This is a genomic window from Aerococcus sp. 150760013-2 (genome assembly GCF_053627715.1).
Window position 1 is genome coordinate 101,502 of record NZ_JBSEYI010000002.1, and the last position, 24,885, is coordinate 126,386.

The window sequence follows — 24,885 nt, forward strand, 5'->3', positions numbered from 1 at the left end:
TACTTTGGGGCCAGCTACTTGCAATTTGTGATATATGGCTATAATATGTTAAGAGTTGAAAAGGGAAAAAGGAAGGAACGACCATGTCAGAAATGATCTATTTTGATAACAGCGCAACGACGAAAATTGCGCCGGAAGCACTACAAACGATGACACAAGTCATGCAGACATATTACGGTAACCCGTCTAGTTTGCATAAGTTGGGGACTGAAGCATCAAAACTATTAAATTCAGCGCGTAAACAAGTTGCCGACTTGCTAGGCGCACAATCAACGGAAATCTTTTTCACTTCAGGTGGTACGGAGTCGAATAACTGGGCCATCAAAGGAACCGCGATGGAAAAGCTGAAATACCACGGTAACCACATTATCGTTTCAAGTGTGGAACACCCATCTGTCCGTAATACCATGGAAACCTTGAGTCAAAATGGCTTTGAGATTACCTATCTACCGGCTGATAAATTGGGGAAAGTCCATGTTGAAGATGTGGCTGCGGCGATCAAAGAGACGACGATTTTAGTATCTGTAATGGCGGTCAATAATGAGATTGGTGCTATTCAACCGATTGCTGAAATTGGTGACTTGTTAGAAAAATATCCGACCATCCATTACCATGTTGATGGTGTGCAAAGTGTCGGAACTTTTGAAAAACCATTAATCCATGACCGTGTTGACTTGATGAGTTTTTCAGCCCACAAGTTTAACGGCCCACGTGGCATCGGTATTTTATATAAGAAACAAAACCGTTTGATTAGTCATTTGCTTGATGGCGGTGGCCAAGAAATGGGCCAACGGTCAACGACTGAAAACTTAGCGGGGATTGCAGCGACTGCAAAAGTCCTCCGGATGGCTCTAGCTGAAGCCAAGGATGTGAAGGCCAAAGAGGTTGCTATGCAAGACAAATTGCGCGCTTTTTTTGCCGAACATACAGACCTTGTCCAAGTCTTTAGTCCTGAAGATGCAGCGCCACATGTCCTATGTTTCGCCTTAAAAGGTGTCCGCGGGGAAGTGATGGTTCATGCCTTGGAAGATGAGGATATCATCGTGTCTACAACTAGTGCTTGCTCAAGTCGTGCCGTCAACAATAGCTCGTCTACACTTGGGGCAATGAAGGTGGATCCAGTTTGGGCTAAACAAGCCATTCGTTTAAGTTTTGGAAAAGACAATACCATGGCTGAAGTCAACCAATTTATCGATGTATATACGAAACTAATGAAGAAATTTGAACGCATTCAATAATACGGGAGGTAATATGAAAGAATTAATTATGATTCGCTACGGTGAATTATCGACGAAGGGTAAGAACAAGCGTAACTTCGTGACAACCCTAGGCCGAAATATCCGCGAAGCTTTAAGTGAATACCCAGACATTAAAATCAACCAACAATATGACTTTATGTTTATGGAATTAAATGGGGCGCCTCAAGATGAGGTCCTTGCTGGTTTGGAAAAGGTATTTGGTATTCAAAGTTTCTCACCAGCGATTGAATTAGAGCGCGATTTCGACTCGTTAAAAGAAGCAGCCGTTAAATTAGTGAAGGCTGAAATCGCTAAAAATGGCGTGCAATCTTTTAAAGTGGCAACATCGCGTTCAGACCACAACTATTCAATGGATACAAATGATATCAACCAAGCCTTGGGTGGCTTTTTGGCGGAAGAATTCCCTGAATTAAAAGTTCAAATGAAGAAACCAGATTTAACCATTCGTGTCAAAGTGCGCGAACAAGATTTCTTGGTATCGTCAGAATGGATTAACGGGGCAGGCGGATTACCAGTAGGGACATCTGCAAATGCAGTATTGATGTTATCAGGTGGGATCGATTCACCGGTAGCCGGATATTTAGCCATGAAACGTGGGATGCGGATCACGGCTGTCCATTTTGCCTCACCACCCTATACTAGTCCACAAGCTTTGAATAAAGCGAAGGACTTAACGGAAAAACTGACGAAATTTGGTGGCTGGATTAACTTTGTGGAAGTGCCATTTACGGAAACCCAGGAAGCCATTAAAGAGCATGTAAACCCGGCTTACTTGATGACCATTACCCGCCGGATGATGATGCGTATTTCAGATGAATTGCGAAAACAATACAATGGCTTAGCGATTATAAACGGTGAATCGATTGGCCAAGTGGCATCACAAACACTAGAATCAATGTTCGCTATTAATGAAGTGACTTCAACGCCGATTATCCGTCCAGTTGTCGCTATGGATAAAGTGGAAATTATCGATATTTCGCAAAAAATTGATACCTTTGACTTATCTATACAACCATTTGAAGATTGTTGTACCGTCTTTGCGCCACCATCACCAAAAACTAAGCCAAAATTGGATGATATTGCCTACTACGAGGCAAAATTAGATATTGAAGGTTTAGTACAACGGGCTGTTGAAGGTGCTATGGGCGAAAAAATTATGCCTGGATCGCGCAACAAGGAAGATTCAGACGCTTTTAGCGAATTATTATAATGTAAGGTGTAACCCTTTTGAATTGAGTTCTCCTTAACGTTATTGTTATACTAGTGATAGACTAAAGCTAATCAATCAAAGGAGGAATTAACATTATGCCAACTGTTACATTTAAAGGCGAAGTTGTAGAATTAGAAGGTACTCCGTTAGAAGTAAACCAAGCGGCACCTGATTTTGAGGTGAATGAAGTAAATGGTGGCAAAGTAAGTAAAGCGGACTTTGCTGGTAAAGTACTTTTATTATCCGTTGTACCAGATATTGATACATCTGTATGTTCTATCCAATCAAACCGCATCAGTGACTATGCTAAACAAGCTGGTGAGGGCGTAGAAGTTGCGACAATATCAATGAATACTGATGAATCTTTATCTAACTGGAAAGCTGAAAATGATTCAGATATGCTTATGTTAAACGATGCAGCAACATTCGGTAAAGACTACGGTATCTTCTTACCAGAATTAGGCAAATTAGCGCGTGCAATGTTCGTTATCGATACTGAAGGTAATGTTGTTTACAAAGAAATCGTTAATGAAGTAACAAACGAACCAGATTACGAAAGTGCTATTCAAGTAGTTGACTCACTAGCGTAAAAAATAGATAGTAAAAAGGAGGTGTGACGCTTTTGTCTCATCTCCTTTTTTTACTAGTATATTCAAATTGTTACATACCGAAATAGCTATATAAGGCAAATCCTAAGGACAAGACTACTGATGATAGAATCAAGATTAACATGATCCAAGTAAAGATTTTACCGGTTTTCTTGTCTTTTTTATTGTACATTTTATCGAAGCCACGTTTTTCTAGTGTATGTTTCTTTGGACTTTTACGCATATCAATACTCCTCATTTTTAATTCTCGACCATTATAACACAAAAGGATATTGCTTTCTTCCGGTATCTTCTAAATGAATTTTTTCAAGATAGTGGTATAATAAGAAATGAATTATGAATAAGCGCTAAAAATAAGCGTTAAATTTACTATGATTATGATGAGATACTTTTAAATTATGAGATTATTTGATACTATATGAGAAGGTTTTATCATCAAGTTATTACCTTAAGGAGGAAAATAAATGACTGAAGCACATATTGGTGTTGTCGGAATGGCCGTAATGGGCAAGAACTTAGCGTTGAATATCGAAAGCCGTGGATATACGGTGGCTGTATTTAACCGCACTACCAGCAAAGCAAAAGCTGTTGTAGATGAAAATTCAGATAAAAACTTAGTTTTTACTGAGACTGTGGAAGAGTTTGTGAATTCATTAGAAAAACCTCGCCGTATCTTATTAATGGTACAAGCAGGTAAAGCAACAGATGCAACAATCAGTCAATTAATGCCATTATTAGATAAAGACGATGTCATTATTGATGGCGGAAACACATTCTTCCAAGATACAATTCGTCGTTCTAACGAAATTGACGGTTCTGGTATCCACTTCATTGGTATGGGTGTTTCTGGTGGTGAAGAAGGCGCGCTTAAAGGCCCTAGCTTGATGCCAGGCGGTCCTAAAGAAGCGTATGATATAGTTGAACCAATCTTAAAACAAATTGCAGCTAAAGCGCCTAGCGATGGCGAACCATGTGTAACTTACATCGGCCCCAATGGTGCTGGACACTACGTTAAGATGGTTCACAATGGTATCGAATACGGTGACATGCAATTAATCGCTGAAACTTACGATTTATTACGTCGTCATTTAGACTTACCTGTTACTGAAATCGCTGATCATTTTGCAGATTGGAACACTGGTGAATTAGACAGTTTCCTAATCGAAATTACAGCTGATATTTTAACAAAACATGATCCAGAAACAGGTAAACCAATGGTTGACGTGATTTTGGACCGTGCAGGTAACAAAGGTACTGGTAAATGGACTTCTCAATCAGCATTAGATGTTGGTGTACCATTACAAACAATTACTGAATCAGTTTACGCACGTTACATTTCAGCATTGAAAGACCAACGTGTTCGTGCTTCTAAAGTGTTAGCTGGACCAGAAAATACAGCATTCGAAGGCGACAAAAATGATTTCGTTGAAAAAATTCGTAAAGCTTTATACTTCTCTAAAATCATGTCTTACGCGCAAGGTTTCTACCAATACCGTACAGCGTCAGAAGAATATGATTGGAACTTGAACTATAAAGAAATCGCAGCTATTTTCCGTGCTGGATGTATCATCCGTGCAGGCTTCCTAGAAAAAATCATGGACGCTTACGAAAACAACGCTGACTTAGAAAACATCTTATTAGATGAATACTTTATGGATATTGCTAAAGATTACCAACAAGCAACTCGTGAAGTAGCAGCAGAAGCAATTAAGTCTGGTATTCCAGTACCTGGTTTCACATCTGCCTTGTCTTACTACGATAGCTACCGTTCAGAAACTTTACCAGCGAACATCATTCAAGCACAACGTGACTACTTTGGTGCGCATACTTATGAACGTGTTGATGCTGAAGGTTCTTATCACTTATTATGGGATAAAGAAGAACAAATCGATGCTTAATTTTGGGCTTGCCCATGAATTTGTGCAGGAAATAGGGTGAAATTATGAGTGAAGAAAAAGCAAAACGCATCTTAATCGTTGAAGATGAAAAAAACTTAGCGCGCTTTGTTGAATTAGAACTTAAACATGAGGGCTATGAAACAGAACTTGCTAAGGATGGTCGTATTGGGCTTGAGAAAGCCCAAGAAGGCAACTGGGACTTAATCTTGTTAGATTTAATGCTGCCAGAGATTAACGGGATTGAAGTGTGTCGTCGTTTACGACCAACTTCAGATGTGCCGATAATCATCATGACGGCTAGAGATTCAGTTATTGATCGTGTATCAGGTTTTGACCACGGTGCCGATGACTATATCGTTAAGCCGTTTGCGATTGAAGAATTATTGGCACGTATTCGTGCATTACTTCGTCGTATTGATATCGAAGAAGAACAACAACACAGAAAACAAACGAAAGTAACTTTCCGTGACCTTTCTGTTGAAAAAGAAAATCGTATCGTTCGCCGTGGCGAAGAGATTATCGATTTAACAAAACGTGAGTACGAGTTATTGGTGATGTTAATGGAGAACGTTAACGTGGTATTACCTCGTACAGAATTATTAAATAAAGTATGGGGCTATACAACTGAAGTTGAAACCAACGTGGTAGATGTTTATATTCGTTACTTACGAAATAAAATCGATGTAGATGGTCAACCAGGTTACATTCAAACTGTCCGTGGTACGGGCTATGTAATGAGGACTCCAGAATAATGTTTAATAGCGTTTTAAATGATTTTAAAACAAAACTGCAGCACCCATTTTCATTAATTTGGAAGTGGGGCTTAGTTTTATCTAGCTTGTTTTGGTTGGCCTTGAGTGTGAGCCCCATCATTTCAAATATTCAAGAACAACGAGCGCTAGAAGAAGACTATGTGACTGAGGTTACACAAATTGACACGTATTTACAAACCTATCTAAATTCTTTAGCGTCGCGCCCAGCTTCAGAAGTGCGTGAAGGATTCCAATCACGGATTGCCATTGAAAATATTTCATTAGAAGATTACTTGAATGAACATAACGTGAAAATCCAAGTCTATAATGAAAATGGCAACCTGGTTTATAATTCAGGGACTACTGTAGATAGTTACTCAACTAATAGAACGACAGGCCGAACAAAATCGGATGAAACTGGTGACTTCCTGACTTATCAATTACTATATGATGGGTCTGACCAAATTGGGTATTATTTTGCGACCTTTGATTACCAATCAGTCGCCAATCAATTATCTGATAAACAAACTGAATTGATCATTATGGCGGGGGTTAATTTGGTCATCTCCGTTGTCGCTGGTCTTGGTGTAGCTTATTACTTTATTCAACCGATTCAAAAGATGAAGCGTTTCTTAAAGAACATCACTGCAGATAATATTGCTGACCGCCGTTTGAACGTAACAGAATACCGCGGTGAAATCACTGAAATTTCTGAAAGTATCAACCAGATGCTTGATCAAACGAGTGAGTATATTGACCAACAAATTCACTTTGTAGAAGATGTTTCTCATGAACTTCGAACACCAGTAGCCATCATTGAAGGGCATTTAAACATGTTAAACCGTTGGGGTAAGGATGATCCAGAGATACTTGAAGAGTCGCTATCAGCCTCTGTAAATGAGCTAGAACGAATGAAAGTCCTCGTGCAAGAGATGTTAGATTTATCTCGAGCAGGGCAGGTTGATGCACAGTATTACGATAAGACGACGTTAATCAATGAAGTGATCAATCAAGTTTTCCAAAACTTCAAGGTCCTATACCCAGACTTTCAATTCTTCTTGGAAAATGACCTGCGTCGTAATTATGAGATTCAGATTTACCGTAACCACCTTGAACAAATCCTGATTATTTTATTGGACAATGCTGTCAAATATTCAACTGATCGCCAAGAAATCCATATTTCTGTTGCGACCAACGCCGTTGATTATATTGAAATTGCCATCCAAGATTTCGGTGAGGGGATGTCTCAAGAAGACCAAAACCGTATTTTTAACCGCTTCTACCGGGTGGATAAGGCGCGGTCGCGTGAACGTGGAGGGAATGGTCTAGGTTTATCAATCGCGAAAGAATTAATCAAAGGGTACAAGGGTTCTATCTTCGTAGAGAGTGAACTGGGCAATGGGTCTATTTTCCATGTCCGCTTCCCAATCTTGAATACCTTAGACGAAATTTCAGCAGCTGATCGTGAACGAATTGATCAATTGTTGGAAGAAGCAGCAAATGACCAGAAAAATCAAATATAAGCATGCGAACAGAAATCTTACGCTAACTAGTGGGAGGTTTCTGTTTTTCTACATAGTTAATTTTAAATACAAAGGTAGGTATATAAGGTGACTAAGAACATTGAAAACATAGCAGAAACGGAAAAGTTACATGCAGGGCTACCCTATTCTTGCTAGACAAAGAGGGCAATGGTCAAAAATTGAGAGCTATCGCAGGCTATAAGAGATTAAATAGTGTAGATGCTTCTGATAAAGAGGCCTTGGATGAGACTATCCGCAATTTATTTGGCAAAGTTGGGAAAGAACCCTTTGTGACACCTATCTTTAATTGTGATAGTGGGGCTAATATTGGAGTGGGCGATAATTTTCTAGCCAATTATAATGTGACAATTCTTGATATGGCTAAAGTGACTATGGGAAACGACGTGTTGATTGGACCTAATACAATGATTTCTACGTTAAACCATCCTATTATGCCAAAAGGGCGCCATGATCATTTAGGGATAGCCTATCTATAACGATGTGGATTAATGTACTAAAAATATCCGCCATTGGTTATTTCTTCTATTTACATACAATAAAGATATTCTTCACTAACTTTCTAATGTACAAAGTTTACTGACTTTAATCGTGAGAAAAAGAAGGGAATTTACTTAATTTTGCAACAGTAAACTTGTGTAGTAGTGTTAATAGTAGTTACTTTTTAAAAGTTCTTGATTTACAAGGGTTTTTACCTCTGAAACTGTACTAGTACAATTTAAGCCATTGTACCACTTTATTGTAAACGAAACAATATTGTACTAAAAAAGGGGTATTTTTGGCTAATTATGGACCTCACAAAGGATATTTGTGGCAATTCATTGGAATAAGCTGTTTTAAGTGCTATTATTTCAATTGTGATATTTTTAAATCAAATGGAGGGTAATCTAAATGTCAGATAACAAAATTAACATCGGTTTAGCAGTTATGAAGATTTTAGAATCTTGGGGAGCAGATACTATTTACGGTATTCCTTCAGGTACTTTAAGTTCATTGATGGACGCGATGGGTGAAGAAGAAAACAACGTTAAATTCCTACAAGTGAAACACGAAGAAGTAGGTGCTATGGCTGCTGTAATGCAAAGCAAATTCGGCGGTAACCTAGGTGTTACTGTTGGTTCTGGTGGTCCAGGTGCATCTCACTTGATTAACGGTTTATACGATGCAGCAATGGATAACATTCCAGTAGTTGCGATCTTAGGTTCTCGTCCACAACGCGAATTAAACATGGACGCTTTCCAAGAATTAAACCAAAACCCAATGTACGACCACATTGCAGTTTACAACCGTCGTGTAGCTTACGCTGAGCAATTACCAAAATTAGTTGACGAAGCGGCTCGTATGGCTATCGCTAAACGTGGTGTAGCAGTTCTAGAAGTACCTGGTGATTTCGCTAAAGTTGAAATCGACAACGACCAATGGTACTCATCTGCAAACAGCTTACGTAAATATGAACCAATCGCTCCAGCAGCACAAGATATCGACGCAGCAGTTGAATTATTAAACAACTCTAAACGTCCAGTAATCTACGCTGGTATTGGTACTATGGGCCATGGTCCTGCAGTTCAAGAATTAGCACGTAAAATCAAAGCACCAGTTATCACTACTGGTAAAAACTTTGAAACTTTCGAGTATGATTTTGAAGCTTTAACTGGTTCTACTTACCGTGTAGGTTGGAAACCAGCTAACGAAACTATCTTAGAAGCAGATACAGTATTATTTGCTGGTTCAAACTTCCCATTCTCAGAGGTTGAAGGTACTTTCCGTAACGTGGATAACTTCATCCAAATCGATATTGATCCAGCTATGTTAGGTAAACGTCACCACGCTGATGTTGCTATCCTAGGTGATGCTGGTTTAGCAATCGACGAAATCTTAAACAAAGTTGACGCTGTTGAAGAGTCAGCATGGTGGACAGCTAACTTGAAAAACATCGCTAACTGGCGTGAATACATCAACATGTTAGAAACTAAAGAAGAAGGCGACTTGCAATTCTACCAAGTGTACAATGCAATTAACAACCATGCTGATGAAGATGCAATTTACTCAATCGATGTTGGTAACTCAACACAAACATCTATTCGTCATTTACACATGACACCTAAAAACATGTGGAGAACTTCTCCATTATTCGCGACAATGGGTATCGCTATCCCTGGTGGTTTAGGTGCTAAAAACACTTACCCAGATCGTCAAGTTTGGAACATCATCGGTGATGGTGCCTTCTCTATGACTTACCCAGATGTAGTAACTAACGTACGTTACAACATGCCTGTAATCAACGTTGTATTCTCTAACACTGAATATGCCTTCATCAAAAACAAATATGAAGATACTAACAAAAACTTATTCGGTGTAGACTTTACAGATGTTGACTACGCTAAAATCGCTGAAGCACAAGGTGCTAAAGGATTTACTGTAAGCCGTATCGAAGATATGGACCGTGTAATGGCTGAAGCTGTTGCAGCTAATAAAGCAGGTCATACTGTAGTTATCGACTGTAAGATTACTCAAGACCGTCCAATCCCTGTAGAAACATTGAAATTAGATTCAAAACTATACAGCGAAGACGAAATCAAAGCTTACAAAGAACGTTACGAAGCTGCTAACTTAGTACCATTCAGAGAGTACTTAGAAGCTGAAGGCCTAGAATCTAAATACATCAAATAATCATTTGGTAACCTTAGATTAGTAACTAAGATTTATTATATTCAGACGAGATAAGAACAGGCTGGGGCTCTCCCCAGCCTGTTTTTGCTTATATAGAATTCTTGCGAAAATAGTTATTTGGACCATATTTCCAACCATCGTGTTCAAAATTTCCTAATCAAGCTTGATAGTTTTTCGATACTTTGATCAAGACATAATAGTTTTGTAGATGTGTTACAATTTATCTAAACAAGTTGGAGGTTTTAGCTATGACAAACAAGAAAATTTTAACCACACATGTAGGTTCATTACCACGTCCAAAAACATTATTAGAGGCAAATGACCGTCGTGCAAAAAATGAAATTTCAGACGAAGAATACAATCAAATCATCCAAGATTCAGTGGATCAAGTTGTTGCAAAACAAAAAGAACTTGGTATCGACATTGTAAATGATGGTGAATATGGTCATATCACATCTGGGCCAGTAGACTTTGGTGCCTGGTGGAACTACTCATTCTACCGTTTAGGCGGTTTAGAAATGACTGACCAAGACCGGTGGGCAAACCCTGAAAAGATTCGTTCAACACCAGGAAATATTAAATTAACATCATTCCCTGATCGTCGTGACCGTGCAATTTTCTCAGCCGCCTATGAAGATCCAGATTCTGGTGTTTTAGGTAAACGTAAAGCTGTTGGGAACCCAGTTTTCGCTGATAAAGTGACTTACGTTGGTCAAGACCAAGTACAACGTGACGTAGATTTCTTAAAATCTTCACTAGCTAAAAACAACTTAGATAAAGGATTTATTGCAGCTGTATCTCCAGGTTCAGCAGCTCGTCTACAAGATAACTACTACAATGGTGATGAAGAAACCTTATTAAATGATTTAGCAGACGCGTTACATGAAGAATATAAAGCAATCACAGATGCTGGTTTCATCGTTCAAATTGATGCGCCAGACTTGGCTGAAGCGTGGGACCAAATCAATCCAGAGCCATCAGTTGTAGACTTCCAACGTTGGTTACAATTACGTATTGACACTATTAACCGTGCCTTAAAAGGTATCGACCCAGCTTTAGTTCGTTTACATATTTGCTGGGGTTCATGGCATGGACCACATACAACTGATATTCCATTAGAGTACATCGTTGACCAATGCTTAGAAGTAAATGCAGCAGGATTTACTTTTGAAGCATCAAGTCCACGTCATGCGCATGAATGGAAAGTATGGGAAAAAGTAGGCCGCTTAAAAGAAGGCCAATACATCATTCCTGGTTTAGTATCACATTCAACAAATGCGGTTGAGCATCCAGAATTAATCGCAGAACGCTTAATCCGTTTCGGTGAAATCGTTGGACCAGAAAACGTCGTTGCTTCAACTGACTGTGGCTTAGGTGGACGTTTACACGAGCAAATCGCTTGGGCTAAATTAGACGCCCTTGTAGAAGGTGCAGCAATCGCTTCTAAACACTTCTACGGAGAATAAATCGAGTTATTTAGCTATATAAAAAGGGTTGTGGCAGAGCTGTCACAAACCCTTTTATGCACTTTTTAATAGCGTAAGAAAAGCCCTCTGGCTAGCGTATAGAAAACGCCAAGTCAGAGGGCTTTTACCTTGTTATCAGTTGTTATTTCCGTTGTTTGCCAGCGTTACGGTTTGTTTTGCTGTCATTATTTGTTAAGCGTTTGTTTGTAGATTCTTTCTTAACAGAATCAGTCACATCTTTACGGCCGCTAGAAGGTTTCTTCACCTTGATTGGGTTCTCAGCCATTTCTTTATCAACTTCTGCCTGGATTCTTGGCTTGAAGTAGAAAGTTGTAAATAATGATTGTAGAATTGACCAAATGGCACCTGCTAAGAAGTAAAGTGTTAATCCGGCTGGTGTTGTAAATACAATGAATCCCATCATAATTGGTGTCATGAATAGGGTAGAACGCATTTGCGCTTTTTGCTCTTCTGGCACACCTTGCAAGGTAATGAATGATTGAATCAAGTACATTACAATGGTGATAACGGCTAATACCATATGAGATTCTCCAAGTGAGATACCGAAGAATTCAGAGCTGGCAATTGGTTCACTCACGCGAATAGCAGTGTATAAACCAGAGATGATTGGTAATTGTAGTAATAATGGTAAACAACCCATACCACCAAACATAGAAACGTTATTTTCGCGCATGAATTCTTGTTGTTCAGTCGCTAATGCCATTTTCTCTTCTTGCGTTGTGGCATTTTTTTGACGTTCTTGAATTTCTTTTAAGTATGGTTGGAAAGCAGCCATCTTAATTTGTTGACGCGTTGAGCTTTTCAGCTGGTTCAAGGTAAGTGGCAATAGAATAATACGAATGGCAATGGTAATAATGATAATAGCAATTCCGTAGTTACCAGCAAACTGATCAGCAATCCATACGATAAGTTGACCAATCGGTTCTACTGTTAAGCGGTACATAAAACCATCTGGATTATTTGGATTGGCACATCCACCCAAAAATACCACGAGTGACATCACTAGCAAAATTAGCGATAGGCGTTTATTTTTTAAACGGCTTGACAATACTTCACGTCCTTTAATTTATATAGTTATTTGATTCTTGTTTAAGTGTCTTGACTAACGTTACTATTGTAGCTAATTTAGGAGGCTATTTCAATAAACCGTGCGAAATTTCACCATTTCCTCACTATTGAAGGTTTCAACGACTTGGATATTGTCGACATGGGCGGATGGGTTTTCCGGCATTTCTTTGACTTCTTCAATAAAAGCGCGCAAGGTTGCATCATCTGCTTGAACAAGAATTTCTACTGATCCATCGTTCTTATTCTCCACAGTTCCCGCAACTTTCATTCTCTTGGCGATTCTTTCGGTAAAATAACGAAAGCCTACACCTTGCACACGTCCGGTTACAACAATTCGACTTGTTTTCATAAATATACCTTCTTTCATTATGCTTCTTTAATTATACTAGATATTATGCCAATTGACATCAGACTAAGTACTGGTTTTGAATAGATTTTTTATTAAAATGAAGTCCTTTGTTTGCGTTAGGTCAAAACGTCACCAAGATGAAAATCGACCATAAGTTTGGTATAATAGGGTGCTGATTGGAGAGTGAAGAAGATGAGTTTCCAAGTATATCAAATAGATGGATTTGACGAGCCATGGTGGTTTGAAGATGACTGGCATGAGCATGTCGTCGCTGTTGAAACGGCTGACAGCTTAGAGGAAGCAGCACTTATTTTTCAAGGTGAATCATTAAAATTGCAGGGCCTATTCCCGAAAACGCGTAGTCGAGTAGAAGGCATGCGCGCTTACTGGCAACCGGGTGAAACGGATTGGTGTGAACCTTGTGCCAATGATGAACAAGTCTACCATAGCCTGGTCCTCTATGAGAACCAACAAGCTTTAAGTGAAGCACGCGTCAAAGAATTAACCAGTATTTTAGACAATATCAATCGCCATTCGAGCGATAAAAATCATTTAGAAGAGGAGGGTTAGCGTGGCAAGAAAAAAGAAAAGACGGACTAAGAAACAACAAGAACTTTTCCACATGCAATTATTTTCTGGGATTTCATTATTTTTCGCCATTATTGGTGTGTTAGAACTTGGTGCAATGGGCCGAGTATTCATGCATCTGATGGAATTTTTTGTTGGGGGACTAGCCGTTCCTGTATTTATTATTGAAATTATCTTCACAGGCTGGGTGCTTGTGACAGGGCATGGCCCATTAGCTTTAGGTAGAATCATGAACACGGTGATTTGGGCAGTACCTATCCTAGCCATATTAATGCATGCTTGGGATTATCTAGCCATCGCCTTATCCAGTGATGCATCTGTATTAGAGGTGACTTGGCAACGGGCTATCGCCAATTTTACCGTTGAAGGTGCCGGTCAATCCTTAGGTGGTGGGCTTTTAGGTGGTTTATTATATACCTTTACCTTCTACACAGTAAGTCAATTGGGGACCTATATTTTTGTGGGCATCGCCTTAATGATCCTATTGTGCTACCTATTCAGTATTACTTGGATAGATTTAGTCGAAGGGATTCAGTCCATTACCAGTGTGATGTTTAAGTGGTTAAGTGAATTCTGGGACACAACGAAACAACAATTTTCAAGTTATCGTGAGGACCGGGAAAAATATAAGGCAGACCAATCTAAACAAAAAGCTAGCCGAAGTAAAGCTGCTAAAAAAGGCAAGCAGTCTGGTGAAGACCAAGACAGTTTAGAAAGCAACAACCGCATTAAACCAAAACAAGTGGATACAGACGACGAAGATGTAGTCATTGTTGGGCCAAGCGCCAGTGCGAGTAAAGGCAACCATCCAGCTGGAATCGAACAAACTTCTCTTGAAATTGGCACGCAAGCTGATGAATTACACAAGGCTGAACAAGCAAAGACGCAAGCTAGTCCAAGCACTGATGACCAAGATGTCGATACTGAACCAGATGACGGTAAAGATATTGTCATGGATATGGCTGCAGAGCCAGAAAATCCAGAGTACAAATTACCACCAGCCACCTTGTTGACGCCAATTAAAGCGACAGACCAAAGTGGTGAATACTCTGTCATTAAAGAAAATGTCCGTAAACTTGAAGCGACTTTCAAGAGCTTTAATGTGGATGCCAAAGTCACTAAGGCTAACTTGGGACCAGCTGTAACAAAATATGAAATTCAGCCAGCGATTGGGGTAAAAGTAAGTAAGATTGTTGGTTTAGCCGACGATATCGCCTTATCACTAGCTGCTAAAGATATCCGGATTGAAGCGCCAATTCCAGGTAAATCCTTTATCGGGATTGAAGTGCCCAATCAAGACGTATCCTTAGTTTCCTTCCGTGATTCTTTCGAGCATCAACTGCAATCGGGTAAAGTCTTGGAAGTCCCATTAGGAAAAGATATTTCAGGCAATATTCGTTCAGCAGACTTGACCAAGATGCCCCATCTATTGGTTGCTGGGTCTACCGGATCTGGTAAATCAGTCGCTATCAACGGGATTATCGTATCCATTTTGATGAAGGCGAAGCCAAATGAGGTCAAATTGATGATGATCGACCCTAAAAAAGTGGAACTATCAATTTATAACGGTATTCCACACTTGTTAACACCAGTTGTAACCAATCCAAGAAAAGCAGCTCAAGCCTTACAAAAAGTCGTTCAAGAGATGGAACGTCGTTATGAATTGTTTGCTGCTTCGGGCCAACGGAATATTGACGGATACAATGACTTCGTTCATGAAGAAAACCTTAATGAAGGTACTGCGCATCCGACACTACCTTATATTGTTGTGATTGTAGATGAGTTAGCCGACTTGATGATGGTCGCTTCTAAAGAAGTAGAGGCCGCAATTACCCGGCTAGCGCAAATGGCACGTGCAGCTGGTATCCATATGATTCTAGCAACACAAAGACCATCTGTTGACGTTATTACGGGGATCATCAAGGCCAACGTACCATCAAGAATTGCCTTTGCCGTATCTTCAGGAACTGACTCAAGAACCATCATCGACCAAAACGGGGCCGAGAAATTATTGGGTCGAGGAGATATGCTCTACCTACCTATGGGTGAGTCGAAACCAATTCGTGTCCAAGGGGCCTTTATCACAGATGACGAAGTGGAACATGTGGTCTCTTTTGTAAAAGATCAACAAGAACCAAATTATGTCGAATCTATGATGCCAAGTGAGGCTAACGAATCAGCGCCAGGCGAAGATTTAGATGAAATGTGGGATACTGTCCTAGAATTTGTTAAAACCCGTGAAACCGTCTCGATTTCTATGTTACAACGTCAATTTAGAGTCGGTTACAACCGTGCAGCTCGTCTCGTAGATGACATGGAACAACGCGGAATTGTCGGCCCACAAGAAGGGTCTAAACCGCGTACAGTTAACATCTTCCAAGAAAACGGCGACAAATCAACTGAGTAGGTTATGTAAAGGCTGATACACTCATTTTCCAAGTCAAAAAATGCTATACTATATTTAACATAGCAGACAGTCAACTAGGAGGGATTATTTGAATTTACCAAATAAATTAACCATCATCCGGATCGTTATGATTCCAATCTTCATGATTTTCGTATCTATTCCAGCAAGTGGAGATGGTACACAAGTACTCGGCAGTCAGTGGTACTGGCAATACGTGGTGGCAGCCATCATTTTCGCAATCGCATCCTTCACCGACTGGCTAGACGGTTACATTGCACGTCGCGACAACCTTGTCACTAATTTCGGTAAATTTGCCGATCCATTAGCCGATAAGATGCTCGTTGCAACAGCTTTTATCGCTTTAGTTGGTACCGATTTAGCACCAGCATGGTTAGTCTCAATCATTATCATGCGCGAATTAGCTGTCACCGGACTCCGCCTATTACTAGTGGAAAAAGGGACAGTCATGGCAGCTGGGAGTGCTGGGAAATTGAAAACATTCACCCAGATGCTATCCATTATTTTCTTGTTAATCGGGGATTTCCCCTTAGGATTCTTGCCATTTTCAATCGGACAAATCTTACTATATCTAGCATTAGTATTCACCATCTATTCAGGTGTAGACTACTTCGTTAAAAATATTTCCGTCTTTTCAGACGGACTATAAGCGCAAAGTTTAAGGGCTTCGGTTTTTACCGGGCTCTTTTTTGTTCTATAATATACAGGAATCACTATGCGCAAACGCATAAATAAAACGTATATACTAATAGGTGGGAAAAGAATGAAAGTAGAAATTATAGCTGTCGGAACAGAATTATTAATGGGACAAATAGCGAATACAAATGCGCAATTTATTGCACGAAAATTGAATGAATTAGGCTTTGACCATTACGTACAAACGGTCATTGGCGATAACCCTGAACGGTTAAAGAAAGTGACCGCTCAGGCTGAACAAAGGTCGGATATCATCATTTATACAGGTGGTTTAGGCCCTACCCGAGATGATTTAACCAAACAAACTATTTCAGCATACTTAAATCAACCACTCATTCACGATGAAGTGGGGATGGAAACCATCAAAGCAAACTTTAAAGGCAGAATTATGACTGAAAACAATCTTGCTATGGGACTGACTTTTCAAGCAGGGCATACTTTCCCCAATGATGTAGGGCAAGCGCTTGGTACAGCGATTGAAGATGATAACCATACCTATATTCTATTGCCAGGACCACCATCTGAAATGAAGCATATGTTCAACCATTATGTAGCTGATTATTTACTAGACCAATACCAAAATGACATCGTACTAACATCTAAATACCTGCACTATTTTGGTATCGGTGAATCGCAATTAGCTGACACTATTGATGACTTGATTATGAGTCAAGAAAATCCAACAGTAGCCATTTACTTTGGAAATTTCATGGTAACAGTTAGACTAACTGCAGCTGGTAAAAATGAAGCAGAAACCAAGCCTTTATTAGAAGACCTGGCTACAGCTATCAACGCTCGGTTAGCTGACTATTATGTAGGTGAAGGAGAAAACTTAGGTATCAATGAAGTTTTGGTAGAGAAATTGATAGACCGTGAACAGACCATTGCTTTCGCTGAAAGTTTCACTGGTGGACTGGCAGCTAAAAAAGTTGTCGATGCCCCAGGAGCTTCAAAAGTCTTACAAGGATCAGCCGTCACTTATACAGAAACAGCCAAAGCTGATGTATTAAATGTCCAACCGCAAACGCTGAAAACTTATGGCATGGTGAGTGCTGAAACAGCTACTGAAATGGCAGAAAACGTAAGAGACCTATATCAATCTGACTTTGGGATATCCTTTACAGGTGTCGCTGGACCGGATGACATGGAAGGGAAAGAAGTGGGGACTGTCTATATTGGTATCGCCGAAGCTGGCCAAGAAACTAAAGTTTTAACACCAGCATTAAGAGGCAGTCGTCAAAATATTCAATATCGTTCAGTCTATTCAGCTTACTTTGATATCATTAAAAAATAATAGAACATTCGTTCGCTTTTCTCTTGCTTATTCAGCAAAATAATTATAAAATAAAGGAAACGCAAGAGAACATTTAGGAGGATTTACGCATGACTATGGATAAAAACGATAGCAACCGTCAAAAAGCATTAGACGATGCAATGAAAAAAATTGAGCGTAACTTTGGTAAAGGCTCAGTCATGAAAATGGGTGAACGTGGAGATACTAGAATTTCTACTGTTCCAACAGGTTCATTAACATTGGATATTTCTTTAGGAGTTGGTGGCTACCCACGCGGTCGTATTATTGAAGTCTACGGACCAGAATCATCTGGTAAAACGACTGTTTCATTACATGCAATTGCGGAAGTACAAAAACGTGGTGGTATTGCAGCCTTTATCGATGCTGAGAATGCGCTAGATCCTGAATATGCAGCTAAACTAGGTGTAAACGTTGATGAGTTACTGCTTTCTCAACCAGACACTGGTGAACAAGGTTTGGAGATTGCTGACGCTTTAGTATCTTCAGGTGCCATTGATATCATCGTTGTCGATTCAGTCGCAGCCTTAGTACCACGTGCCGAAATTGAAGGTGAAATGGGTGACTCTCATATCGGCCTTCAAGCCCGTTTAATGTCTCAAGCATTACGTAAATTATCAGGTACCATCAACAAAACGAAAACAATCGCCATCTTTATCAACCAAATTCGTGAAAAAGTTGGGGTAATGTTTGGTAGCCCTGAAACAACACCAGGTGGTAGAGCCTTGAAATTCTACTCTACTGTACGGTTAGAAGTACGTCGTGGTGAACAAATTAAAGAGAGCGGTAGCGCAATCGGTAACCGTACTAAAATTAAGATTGTTAAAAACAAGGTAGCACCACCATTCAAAGTGGCAGAAGTTGACATCATGTATGGGGAAGGGATTTCTCAAGAGGGTGAACTAGTTGACTTGGCAGCTGAATTAGATATTATTAACAAGTCTGGTTCTTGGTATTCATATGGTGAAGACCGTATCGGTCAAGGTCGTGAGAATGCAAAACAATTCTTACGTGAAAATCCAGAAATTCGTGAAACCATTGATGGACAAGTTCGTCAACACTTCGGTTTTGGCCAAAATGGTAAATTAAGCGAAGAAGAACTAGCGGCCTTAGAAGCAAATGATGAAGCACAAGTGGCATCGTTTGAAGAAGAAACAGAATAAAATTTATTTTTAAATAGATAACCACCATGCCTTTCCCATTGAATCACTATGGGAAAGGTATTTTTTGCCATCTCCTTTGAAAAGGCTATCATGCTTTTGACTGCCGACTTGATTGACATTCATTCCACTTAAATATAAAATGAACTTATGTGCATGTAATGCATGTTTTATAATATTTTAATATTTACGAAAAAAGAACACAATTAAATAGATACGGAGGTGAAACTATGGGATTTACTGAAATTGCCTTCGCTATCATTGCTTTAATTGTTGGTCTATTGGGTGGCGTTTATGTAGGGAAGAAGTCTTTATTACAAGAACAAGAACGTGAAAAAGATGAAGCTCACATAACCGCACAAGGAATCATTGAAAATGCTAAACGTAGCGCAGAATCTGAGCGGAAAGAAATTATCTTAAACGCAAAAGAAGAATTGCAACGGTATAGAAATGAAGTAGATAGTGAAGTTAGAGATCGCCGTAGTGAAGTTAAGAAACAAGAAGACCGTTTAAACCAAAAAGAAGAAAAATTGGATAGACGGGATGCATCTATTTCTGACAAAGAAAATAAATTAAGTAATGAAGAACAATCTCTACGTGACCGTAAGAAAAAGGTTGCTGAGACTGAAAAAGCAGCAGACGCATTAATTGAAAAACGAAATGAAGTTTTAGTTAATGTAGCAGCTATGTCTCGTGAAGATGCCAAAAACTTATTACTAAAAGAGATGGAAGATACATTAGCTCATGAGAAAGCCTTATTAATTAAGAAGGCAGAGCAAGAAGCTCATGACACGGCAGATCGAGTTGCAAAACAAATTGTACTTCAAGCTATTGAACGCTCTGGAGCGGATACAGTTACAGAATCTACAGTTACAGTTGTTCACTTACCAAATGACGATATGAAAGGTCGTATCATTGGTAAAGAAGGACGAAACATCAAGACATTAGAATCCTTAACCGGAATTGACTTGATTGTTGATGATACACCTGAAGCTGTCGTATTAAGTGGATTTGATCCGATTCGTCGTGAAATTGCAAAAATCGCTTTAGATAAATTGATTGGAGATGGACGAATCCATCCAGCCAAAATTGAAGAGGCAGTTGAAAAAGCTCGTAAACAAATGGATAGTAAAGTAAGAGAAATCGGTGAAGAAACTATTTTTGATTTAGGTATTCATTCTCTTCACCCTGACTTAGTGAAAACATTAGGTCGCTTATACTACCGAACAAGTTACGGTCAAAATGTTTTGAATCACAGTATTGAAGTTGCTAAATTAGCTGGTGTAATGGCAGCAGAACTTGGTGAAGACGTACAATTGGCTAAACGCGCTGGTCTAATGCATGATATCGGTAAAGCCGTTGATCATGAAGTAGAAGGGTCTCACGTACAAATTGGTACGGAATTTGCTATCAAATACCAAGAACCTGAAACTGTTATTAACGCCATTGCTAGCCACCATGGTGACGTTGAAGCAACAAGTGTTATCGCTAGCTTAGTTGCCATCGCCGATGCACTTTCGTCAGCACGACCAGGTGCCCGCAGTGAATCATTAGAAAACTACATCCAACGATTACGTAGCCTTGAAGCTATTGCCAAAGATTATGACGGCGTTCATAATGCATACGCAATTCAAGCCGGACGAGAAATCCGTGTAATGGTTAAACCAGATGAAGTAGATGATTTAAAAGCAATTGAATTAGCACATGACATTTCAAAACGCATTGAAAATGAACTGGATTACCCAGGACAAATTAAAGTAATCGTGATACGCGAAAAACGAGCAGTTGATTACGCAAAATAGTTTACTAAAGGAGCATGCAAATGCTCCTTTTTAGTTGGTCCATTTTTGTTGATAAAGGCCAATAAAAATTATTATATCAAGGATAAATCTACCTGAGAAAACCTCTATTCACAGTGTATGACAATAAAAAACGTACAATTTTAGCTCTGCATTGTTTTAAAAAAAAGATGTGACAAATGTCATTTCAATTTGATGTGATGGACCAAAGCCTGACCAATTAATATACCTAATGGGCCTATTTTGAAAAACATCGGTAATACTGACTTTTGACCCCCTATATAACGAAAATTATCAGCTAACAATTACACCGGTTGGTGTATCACTGCCAAGTGGGCAAAGTATTGACGAAAGTCACACGCAAGCTTTAACAGAACCTGTGCGAATTGCTAACCATCAGGCAACCGCAATAGTTGACAGCCAAATAGCCAGCCAATTGGCTACTAAAGATACTACAATCGATAGTCTTCAAGCAGAGATTACAGCACTCAAACAACAAGTGGCTTATTTAGAAGGCCAAGCAGACTTTGCCAATGACTTACTGCGAGACGTCTACAAGTCATAAATGCCAACAAGCGACAAGTATAGGGATTGATGTTGTGATTATGACATCAATCCTTTTTCATTGGCTAGGTCACCAATAATAAAGGATTATAATACAGGATTAATTGAATACAATCATGTATTTCTAAAGACTTCAACAGAAAGAAATATGTGGAAATAGGTAGATTTACGAACGGAATCTCGTATAATAAAAAGAGACGATGAATACAGAAGGTGTGAATAGATTATGACAGATAGAGTTGCTGGTTTACCTTATACTGCTGTATATAAGGGGCTAAATTTAATCCTGGCGCAAGATACAGATATTGTGCCAAATATTGTCGGCCACGGTGGAATTGGGAAGTCCCAAATGGTGCGTGACTTAGCCAAACATAACGGTTTTGGTTACTTTGAAATTACCTGTTCATTACTGCAACCAGGTGACTTGACAATGCCAGTGCCTAAAGAAGACCATATCCAGTACTATTTAAATCCCCAAATTCAAGGGGCCATTACAGAAGCAGAAGCCAATCCAGACCACAAAGTCATTCTTTTCTTGGATGAATTTAACCGGCCAATTGCCATGGTGCAAGGGGAATTGATGAACCTGGTCTTACAACGTAACTTGATGGGCCAAGCCTTACCGGATAATGTGGTGATTATTACCGCAGAAAACCCGTCTAGTGATGTGGAAGGTTTTGAGAACACTTCATATGCTACAAACGCCCGTGACATGGCTATTAATGATCGGACCATGCGGATTCGAATGGGTGCCAACTTAGAAGATTGGGTTACCTCTTTTGCCAAAAAGACACGCACAAGTAATCCAAGTCGGACCATGATACATCCTTTGATCACTGAATTCTTGCAAGCTGATGGCCGTCAATATTTCATTGTCATTGATGAAACAAGGGATAAAAACCCAACCCCACGTGCCTATGAACGATTATCTAACCTCCTGTACGCTTTTGAAGATGCGGGTCATGATATTTATCACCTAACGGATGACTACCTTGAATTCTTGATTGAAGGAATCGAGGGGAATATCGGGGACGAAGCAGGTCAAGTTTTTGTGACTTTCTTGAGACAGCAGCAAACAGATTTTATTAAACCAACGGAAATTGTCCAAGCGCAGGGGGCGGACTTAGACCAAGCCATCCTTGACCGCTACCGAGCGATGCCAATTGTGCGTCGTAAACGGGTAATTGAAGATTTAACGGATTATATCGTTAACCAACCGAATTTGATTGAAGACAAGCATCTAATCAGCCGTTATACAGACATTTTCGTCGCTTCTGAACCGGATGAAATTTATATTTTAATCAAACGAATGCATGACGGGCCGGATGATTCAGCTATGTCGAATTTCTACAAGGCCTTGAACCAGCACCCTGACTTTGTGGAGAAAACGTTTGACATCACTATGGCTGTGAACGCCAACCCATAAACAATAATTAGGAAGAAAGAGGGTGCCGAAGTGAGTGAGAATGCATTATTTTCCGCCTTTGAATTTGAAAATATCGAGTCGACCTTTCGGAAAATGAGAATTGCTTATATAACCTTTCTAAACCATGGTCAATACGAGGACTATGAGAAATTTGCTGACGCTCAAAATCAATTGTTGGGGATTTTGACGGCCACCCTTATGAACAATCAAGACTCGCAAAAGGGTGTAAGAGATGTACTTTTTGCGGGGATTCTCTTCCATACCGACCGGGAGATGAATGGATCACTAGCAAAACCTATTACCATCGGTTTCCGTGGCTTAGACCTGGTCATGACTATTAATCCAATTCTATTCTACCTTTATTATGAAACGCCCGAGGGGATGCTAGCGGCCATTAGACAGATGTGTTATCACGTTTTATTTGGGCATATCGTTGAGTATGATTGGGCTTTTAAAGATGAGGAGTCAGCTAAAGTCATGAGCGTGGCTATGGAAGCTGAGGTGAACCAGTATGTGGATGACCTACCTGATACGGTGGTGACCTTGAAATGGGTCAAGCATATTACAGAAAATAGACTCATTTTGCCTAAAGCAGGGACCTTGTACTATTATAATGAGTTAAAAGCGGTCAAAAACGACCCGAAAAAACAGGGGCACAACCGAACAGAATCGACCTTCAATAAGATGCTTGGGTCTGGACAAATGGACGACTTGTACAGCCAATTAGCCGGCAATTTCGATTCTAACAAGGCGGAAGAATTGCGGATTGACTCGGCCAAACAATTGAAAGAGGAAATGAAAAACAACCGGACCATGCAGCCGATAACCCCAAACAGCCAGTACGCGGACTTATATCGGAAATTGATGAACGGACTGATCAAAGATTCTTATAGTCAGATGACTGAAGAATTAAGGCTAAAATTATCCAGTGAAGTCAAGGTCAACATCGAAAAAATCACCAAACAGCGGGCATTAAATTGGCGGGATGTGATTAAACGAGGCATGGGGACGACATTAGTGCCTTATAAAATATCTAAAAACCGGATGAACCGCCGGCAACCGCACCGGGTAGATTTACCGGGCCGGATTTTAGATGCAGCCAGCCGCTTGGTGGCCTTCTTTGATACCTCAGCCTCACAAAATGAGGAGGCTTTAGCTTATTCCCTAGGTGAATTGGCCAATATTCAAAAGACCTTGCATGCAGAAGTGTGGGTTGTTCATGTGGATACGACAGTCCAATACGCTAAGCCCTTATCCTTCCAGTCTTTGAAAGATATGGAATTTGTGGGTCGCGGGGGAACTTCTTTCGCACCGGCCTACCAGTGGCTACATGAACAAGGCTTCACCAATGAAGATACGGTAGCCGTTTATTTCACAGACGGCTATGGAGATGACGACTTTGAACGCTACGGTTTTACCAATATGTATTGGGTACTGACTGAAACAGAAGTGGGGGATCCCTCACCGCTATCTACAGATGGTGGCGGAAAAGTTTTATATCTGAAAGCGGACGAGCGGTATAACCGACATATCTTGCATCACCATAAAAACGCCTCAATCAGTCACCAAGACAGTGACCATTTCTAGGAGGTTCAAATGGATACCATCAAAATCAAGAAAGCCTTGGTAAAGGCACAAATGGGTGACTACGCCCCTATGGTAAAAGATATTCCCTATACCACCTTTAAACAGTTGCATATCCCCTTTCAATTTAATTTCAAACAAATTGACGAAGAAATTGCAGCTTATATTGTGGCCAATGGCTATTTAGATATGTTTCCAAGTCAGATGAACCAGTTAAACCTCTTGCAAAAGGGCAACCATTTTAGAATGGAAACAGGGATTTCAAGTGACATGGACGACCAATTCCTAGCCAATGCATGGACAAAATATGAAATCATCAAGCGGGCTGACTTAGCCAATACAGCTAAAGAATCCATGATCAGCCGTACAGGTAGCCAAGTATCCATGTGGGATAAATTAATCGGCCAAGATATACCAGAATTAAAAATTCAGCAAGAAGCATTATTAGCGGAATTTGCATGAATACTCGTGTAAAAATACTAATGAATA

At 39.9% G+C, this 24,885-nt stretch carries 22 protein-coding genes; 19 read left to right on the forward strand and 3 right to left on the reverse strand.

What is annotated here, in order from left to right; genetic code table 11:
* Positions 1 to 92: 92 nt before the first annotated feature.
* The 3 genes from ACUW85_RS01745 (at position 93) to ACUW85_RS01755 (ending at position 3,059) form a co-directional block, all read left to right on the forward strand.
* Positions 93 to 1,238, forward strand: coding sequence for a cysteine desulfurase family protein (locus ACUW85_RS01745; RefSeq protein ID WP_048726813.1), 1,146 nt, complete (start codon positions 93 to 95; stop codon positions 1,236 to 1,238).
* 13 nt (positions 1,239 to 1,251) lie between these two features.
* Positions 1,252 to 2,469 carry a tRNA uracil 4-sulfurtransferase ThiI gene (gene thiI, locus ACUW85_RS01750; protein WP_182023057.1) on the forward strand — a complete coding sequence of 406 codons (1,218 nt, stop codon included), beginning with the start codon at positions 1,252 to 1,254 and terminating at the stop codon, positions 2,467 to 2,469.
* A 95-nt stretch (positions 2,470 to 2,564) separates the two neighbouring features.
* Complete coding sequence (locus ACUW85_RS01755; RefSeq protein WP_182023058.1) at positions 2,565 to 3,059, forward strand: thiol peroxidase; 495 nt, start codon at positions 2,565 to 2,567, stop codon at positions 3,057 to 3,059.
* 70 nt (positions 3,060 to 3,129) lie between these two features.
* On the opposite strand, the gene ACUW85_RS01760 is transcribed toward ACUW85_RS01755, so the two are convergent.
* Positions 3,130 to 3,300 carry a MerR family transcriptional regulator gene (locus ACUW85_RS01760; protein WP_259345331.1) on the reverse strand — a complete coding sequence of 57 codons (171 nt, stop codon included), beginning with the start codon at positions 3,298 to 3,300 and terminating at the stop codon, positions 3,130 to 3,132.
* Between the two features lie 241 nt (positions 3,301 to 3,541).
* Here ACUW85_RS01760 and gndA point away from each other — a divergent pair, with 241 nt between their 5' ends.
* From gndA to ACUW85_RS01790, 6 genes are all read left to right on the forward strand, one after another.
* Positions 3,542 to 4,975 (forward strand): NADP-dependent phosphogluconate dehydrogenase, encoded by a 1,434-nt coding sequence (gndA, locus tag ACUW85_RS01765; protein ID WP_016897637.1) that lies wholly within the window; start codon positions 3,542 to 3,544, stop codon positions 4,973 to 4,975.
* Between the two features lie 44 nt (positions 4,976 to 5,019).
* Complete coding sequence (locus tag ACUW85_RS01770) at positions 5,020 to 5,727, forward strand: response regulator transcription factor (protein WP_003143523.1); 708 nt, start codon at positions 5,020 to 5,022, stop codon at positions 5,725 to 5,727.
* The gene (locus ACUW85_RS01775) at positions 5,727 to 7,250 is read left to right on the forward strand and encodes a sensor histidine kinase (RefSeq protein ID WP_182023060.1); all 1,524 of its coding nucleotides are present in this window, start codon (positions 5,727 to 5,729) and stop codon (positions 7,248 to 7,250) included. Before ACUW85_RS01770 ends, ACUW85_RS01775 begins: the two co-directional genes overlap by 1 nt.
* Positions 7,251 to 7,399: 149 nt before the next feature.
* Complete coding sequence (locus ACUW85_RS01780; RefSeq protein ID WP_259345332.1) at positions 7,400 to 7,747, forward strand: LbetaH domain-containing protein; 348 nt, start codon at positions 7,400 to 7,402, stop codon at positions 7,745 to 7,747.
* A 412-nt stretch (positions 7,748 to 8,159) separates the two neighbouring features.
* Positions 8,160 to 9,938: a pyruvate oxidase gene (spxB, locus tag ACUW85_RS01785; protein ID WP_182023061.1), complete on the forward strand. Its 1,779-nt coding sequence runs from the start codon at positions 8,160 to 8,162 to the stop codon at positions 9,936 to 9,938.
* 248 nt (positions 9,939 to 10,186) lie between these two features.
* The gene (locus tag ACUW85_RS01790) at positions 10,187 to 11,404 is read left to right on the forward strand and encodes a cobalamin-independent methionine synthase II family protein (protein ID WP_182023062.1); all 1,218 of its coding nucleotides are present in this window, start codon (positions 10,187 to 10,189) and stop codon (positions 11,402 to 11,404) included.
* Between the two features lie 142 nt (positions 11,405 to 11,546).
* On the opposite strand, the gene yidC is transcribed toward ACUW85_RS01790, so the two are convergent.
* Together yidC and ACUW85_RS01800 are read right to left on the reverse strand one after the other, a co-directional pair.
* Positions 11,547 to 12,473 carry a membrane protein insertase YidC gene (gene yidC / locus ACUW85_RS01795; protein WP_182023063.1) on the reverse strand — a complete coding sequence of 309 codons (927 nt, stop codon included), beginning with the start codon at positions 12,471 to 12,473 and terminating at the stop codon, positions 11,547 to 11,549.
* A gap of 90 nt (positions 12,474 to 12,563) precedes the next feature.
* On the reverse strand, positions 12,564 to 12,842 hold the full coding sequence (locus ACUW85_RS01800; RefSeq protein ID WP_016897631.1) for an acylphosphatase: 279 nt from the start codon (positions 12,840 to 12,842) through the stop codon (positions 12,564 to 12,566).
* 192 nt (positions 12,843 to 13,034) lie between these two features.
* Here ACUW85_RS01800 and ACUW85_RS01805 point away from each other — a divergent pair, with 192 nt between their 5' ends.
* From ACUW85_RS01805 to ACUW85_RS01850, 10 genes are all read left to right on the forward strand, one after another.
* Entirely contained in the window at positions 13,035 to 13,412 is a 378-nt protein-coding gene (locus ACUW85_RS01805; protein ID WP_182023064.1) for a DUF1033 family protein, read from the forward strand.
* A 1-nt stretch (position 13,413) separates the two neighbouring features.
* Entirely contained in the window at positions 13,414 to 15,837 is a 2,424-nt protein-coding gene (locus ACUW85_RS01810; RefSeq protein WP_182023065.1) for a DNA translocase FtsK, read from the forward strand.
* A gap of 88 nt (positions 15,838 to 15,925) precedes the next feature.
* Positions 15,926 to 16,504: a CDP-diacylglycerol--glycerol-3-phosphate 3-phosphatidyltransferase gene (gene pgsA / locus ACUW85_RS01815; protein WP_182023066.1), complete on the forward strand. Its 579-nt coding sequence runs from the start codon at positions 15,926 to 15,928 to the stop codon at positions 16,502 to 16,504.
* A gap of 114 nt (positions 16,505 to 16,618) precedes the next feature.
* Positions 16,619 to 17,845, forward strand: a complete 1,227-nt coding sequence (locus ACUW85_RS01820) for a competence/damage-inducible protein A (RefSeq protein WP_259345333.1) — start codon at positions 16,619 to 16,621, stop codon at positions 17,843 to 17,845.
* Between the two features lie 89 nt (positions 17,846 to 17,934).
* The gene (recA, locus tag ACUW85_RS01825) at positions 17,935 to 19,026 is read left to right on the forward strand and encodes a recombinase RecA (protein WP_016897626.1); all 1,092 of its coding nucleotides are present in this window, start codon (positions 17,935 to 17,937) and stop codon (positions 19,024 to 19,026) included.
* Between the two features lie 227 nt (positions 19,027 to 19,253).
* Positions 19,254 to 20,825 carry a ribonuclease Y gene (gene rny, locus ACUW85_RS01830; RefSeq protein WP_149256209.1) on the forward strand — a complete coding sequence of 524 codons (1,572 nt, stop codon included), beginning with the start codon at positions 19,254 to 19,256 and terminating at the stop codon, positions 20,823 to 20,825.
* Positions 20,826 to 21,201: 376 nt separating this feature from the next.
* Positions 21,202 to 21,387 carry a restriction endonuclease subunit S gene (locus ACUW85_RS01835; protein WP_149315131.1) on the forward strand — a complete coding sequence of 62 codons (186 nt, stop codon included), beginning with the start codon at positions 21,202 to 21,204 and terminating at the stop codon, positions 21,385 to 21,387.
* Positions 21,388 to 21,612: 225 nt separating this feature from the next.
* A complete protein-coding gene (locus ACUW85_RS01840; protein WP_182023068.1) occupies positions 21,613 to 22,812 on the forward strand; it encodes an AAA family ATPase in 1,200 nt (399 codons plus the stop codon).
* Positions 22,813 to 22,842: 30 nt separating this feature from the next.
* On the forward strand, positions 22,843 to 24,399 hold the full coding sequence (locus ACUW85_RS01845) for a VWA-like domain-containing protein (RefSeq protein ID WP_182023069.1): 1,557 nt from the start codon (positions 22,843 to 22,845) through the stop codon (positions 24,397 to 24,399).
* A gap of 9 nt (positions 24,400 to 24,408) precedes the next feature.
* Entirely contained in the window at positions 24,409 to 24,858 is a 450-nt protein-coding gene (locus tag ACUW85_RS01850; protein WP_182023070.1) for a hypothetical protein, read from the forward strand.
* The last annotated feature ends 27 nt before the right edge of the window (positions 24,859 to 24,885 follow it).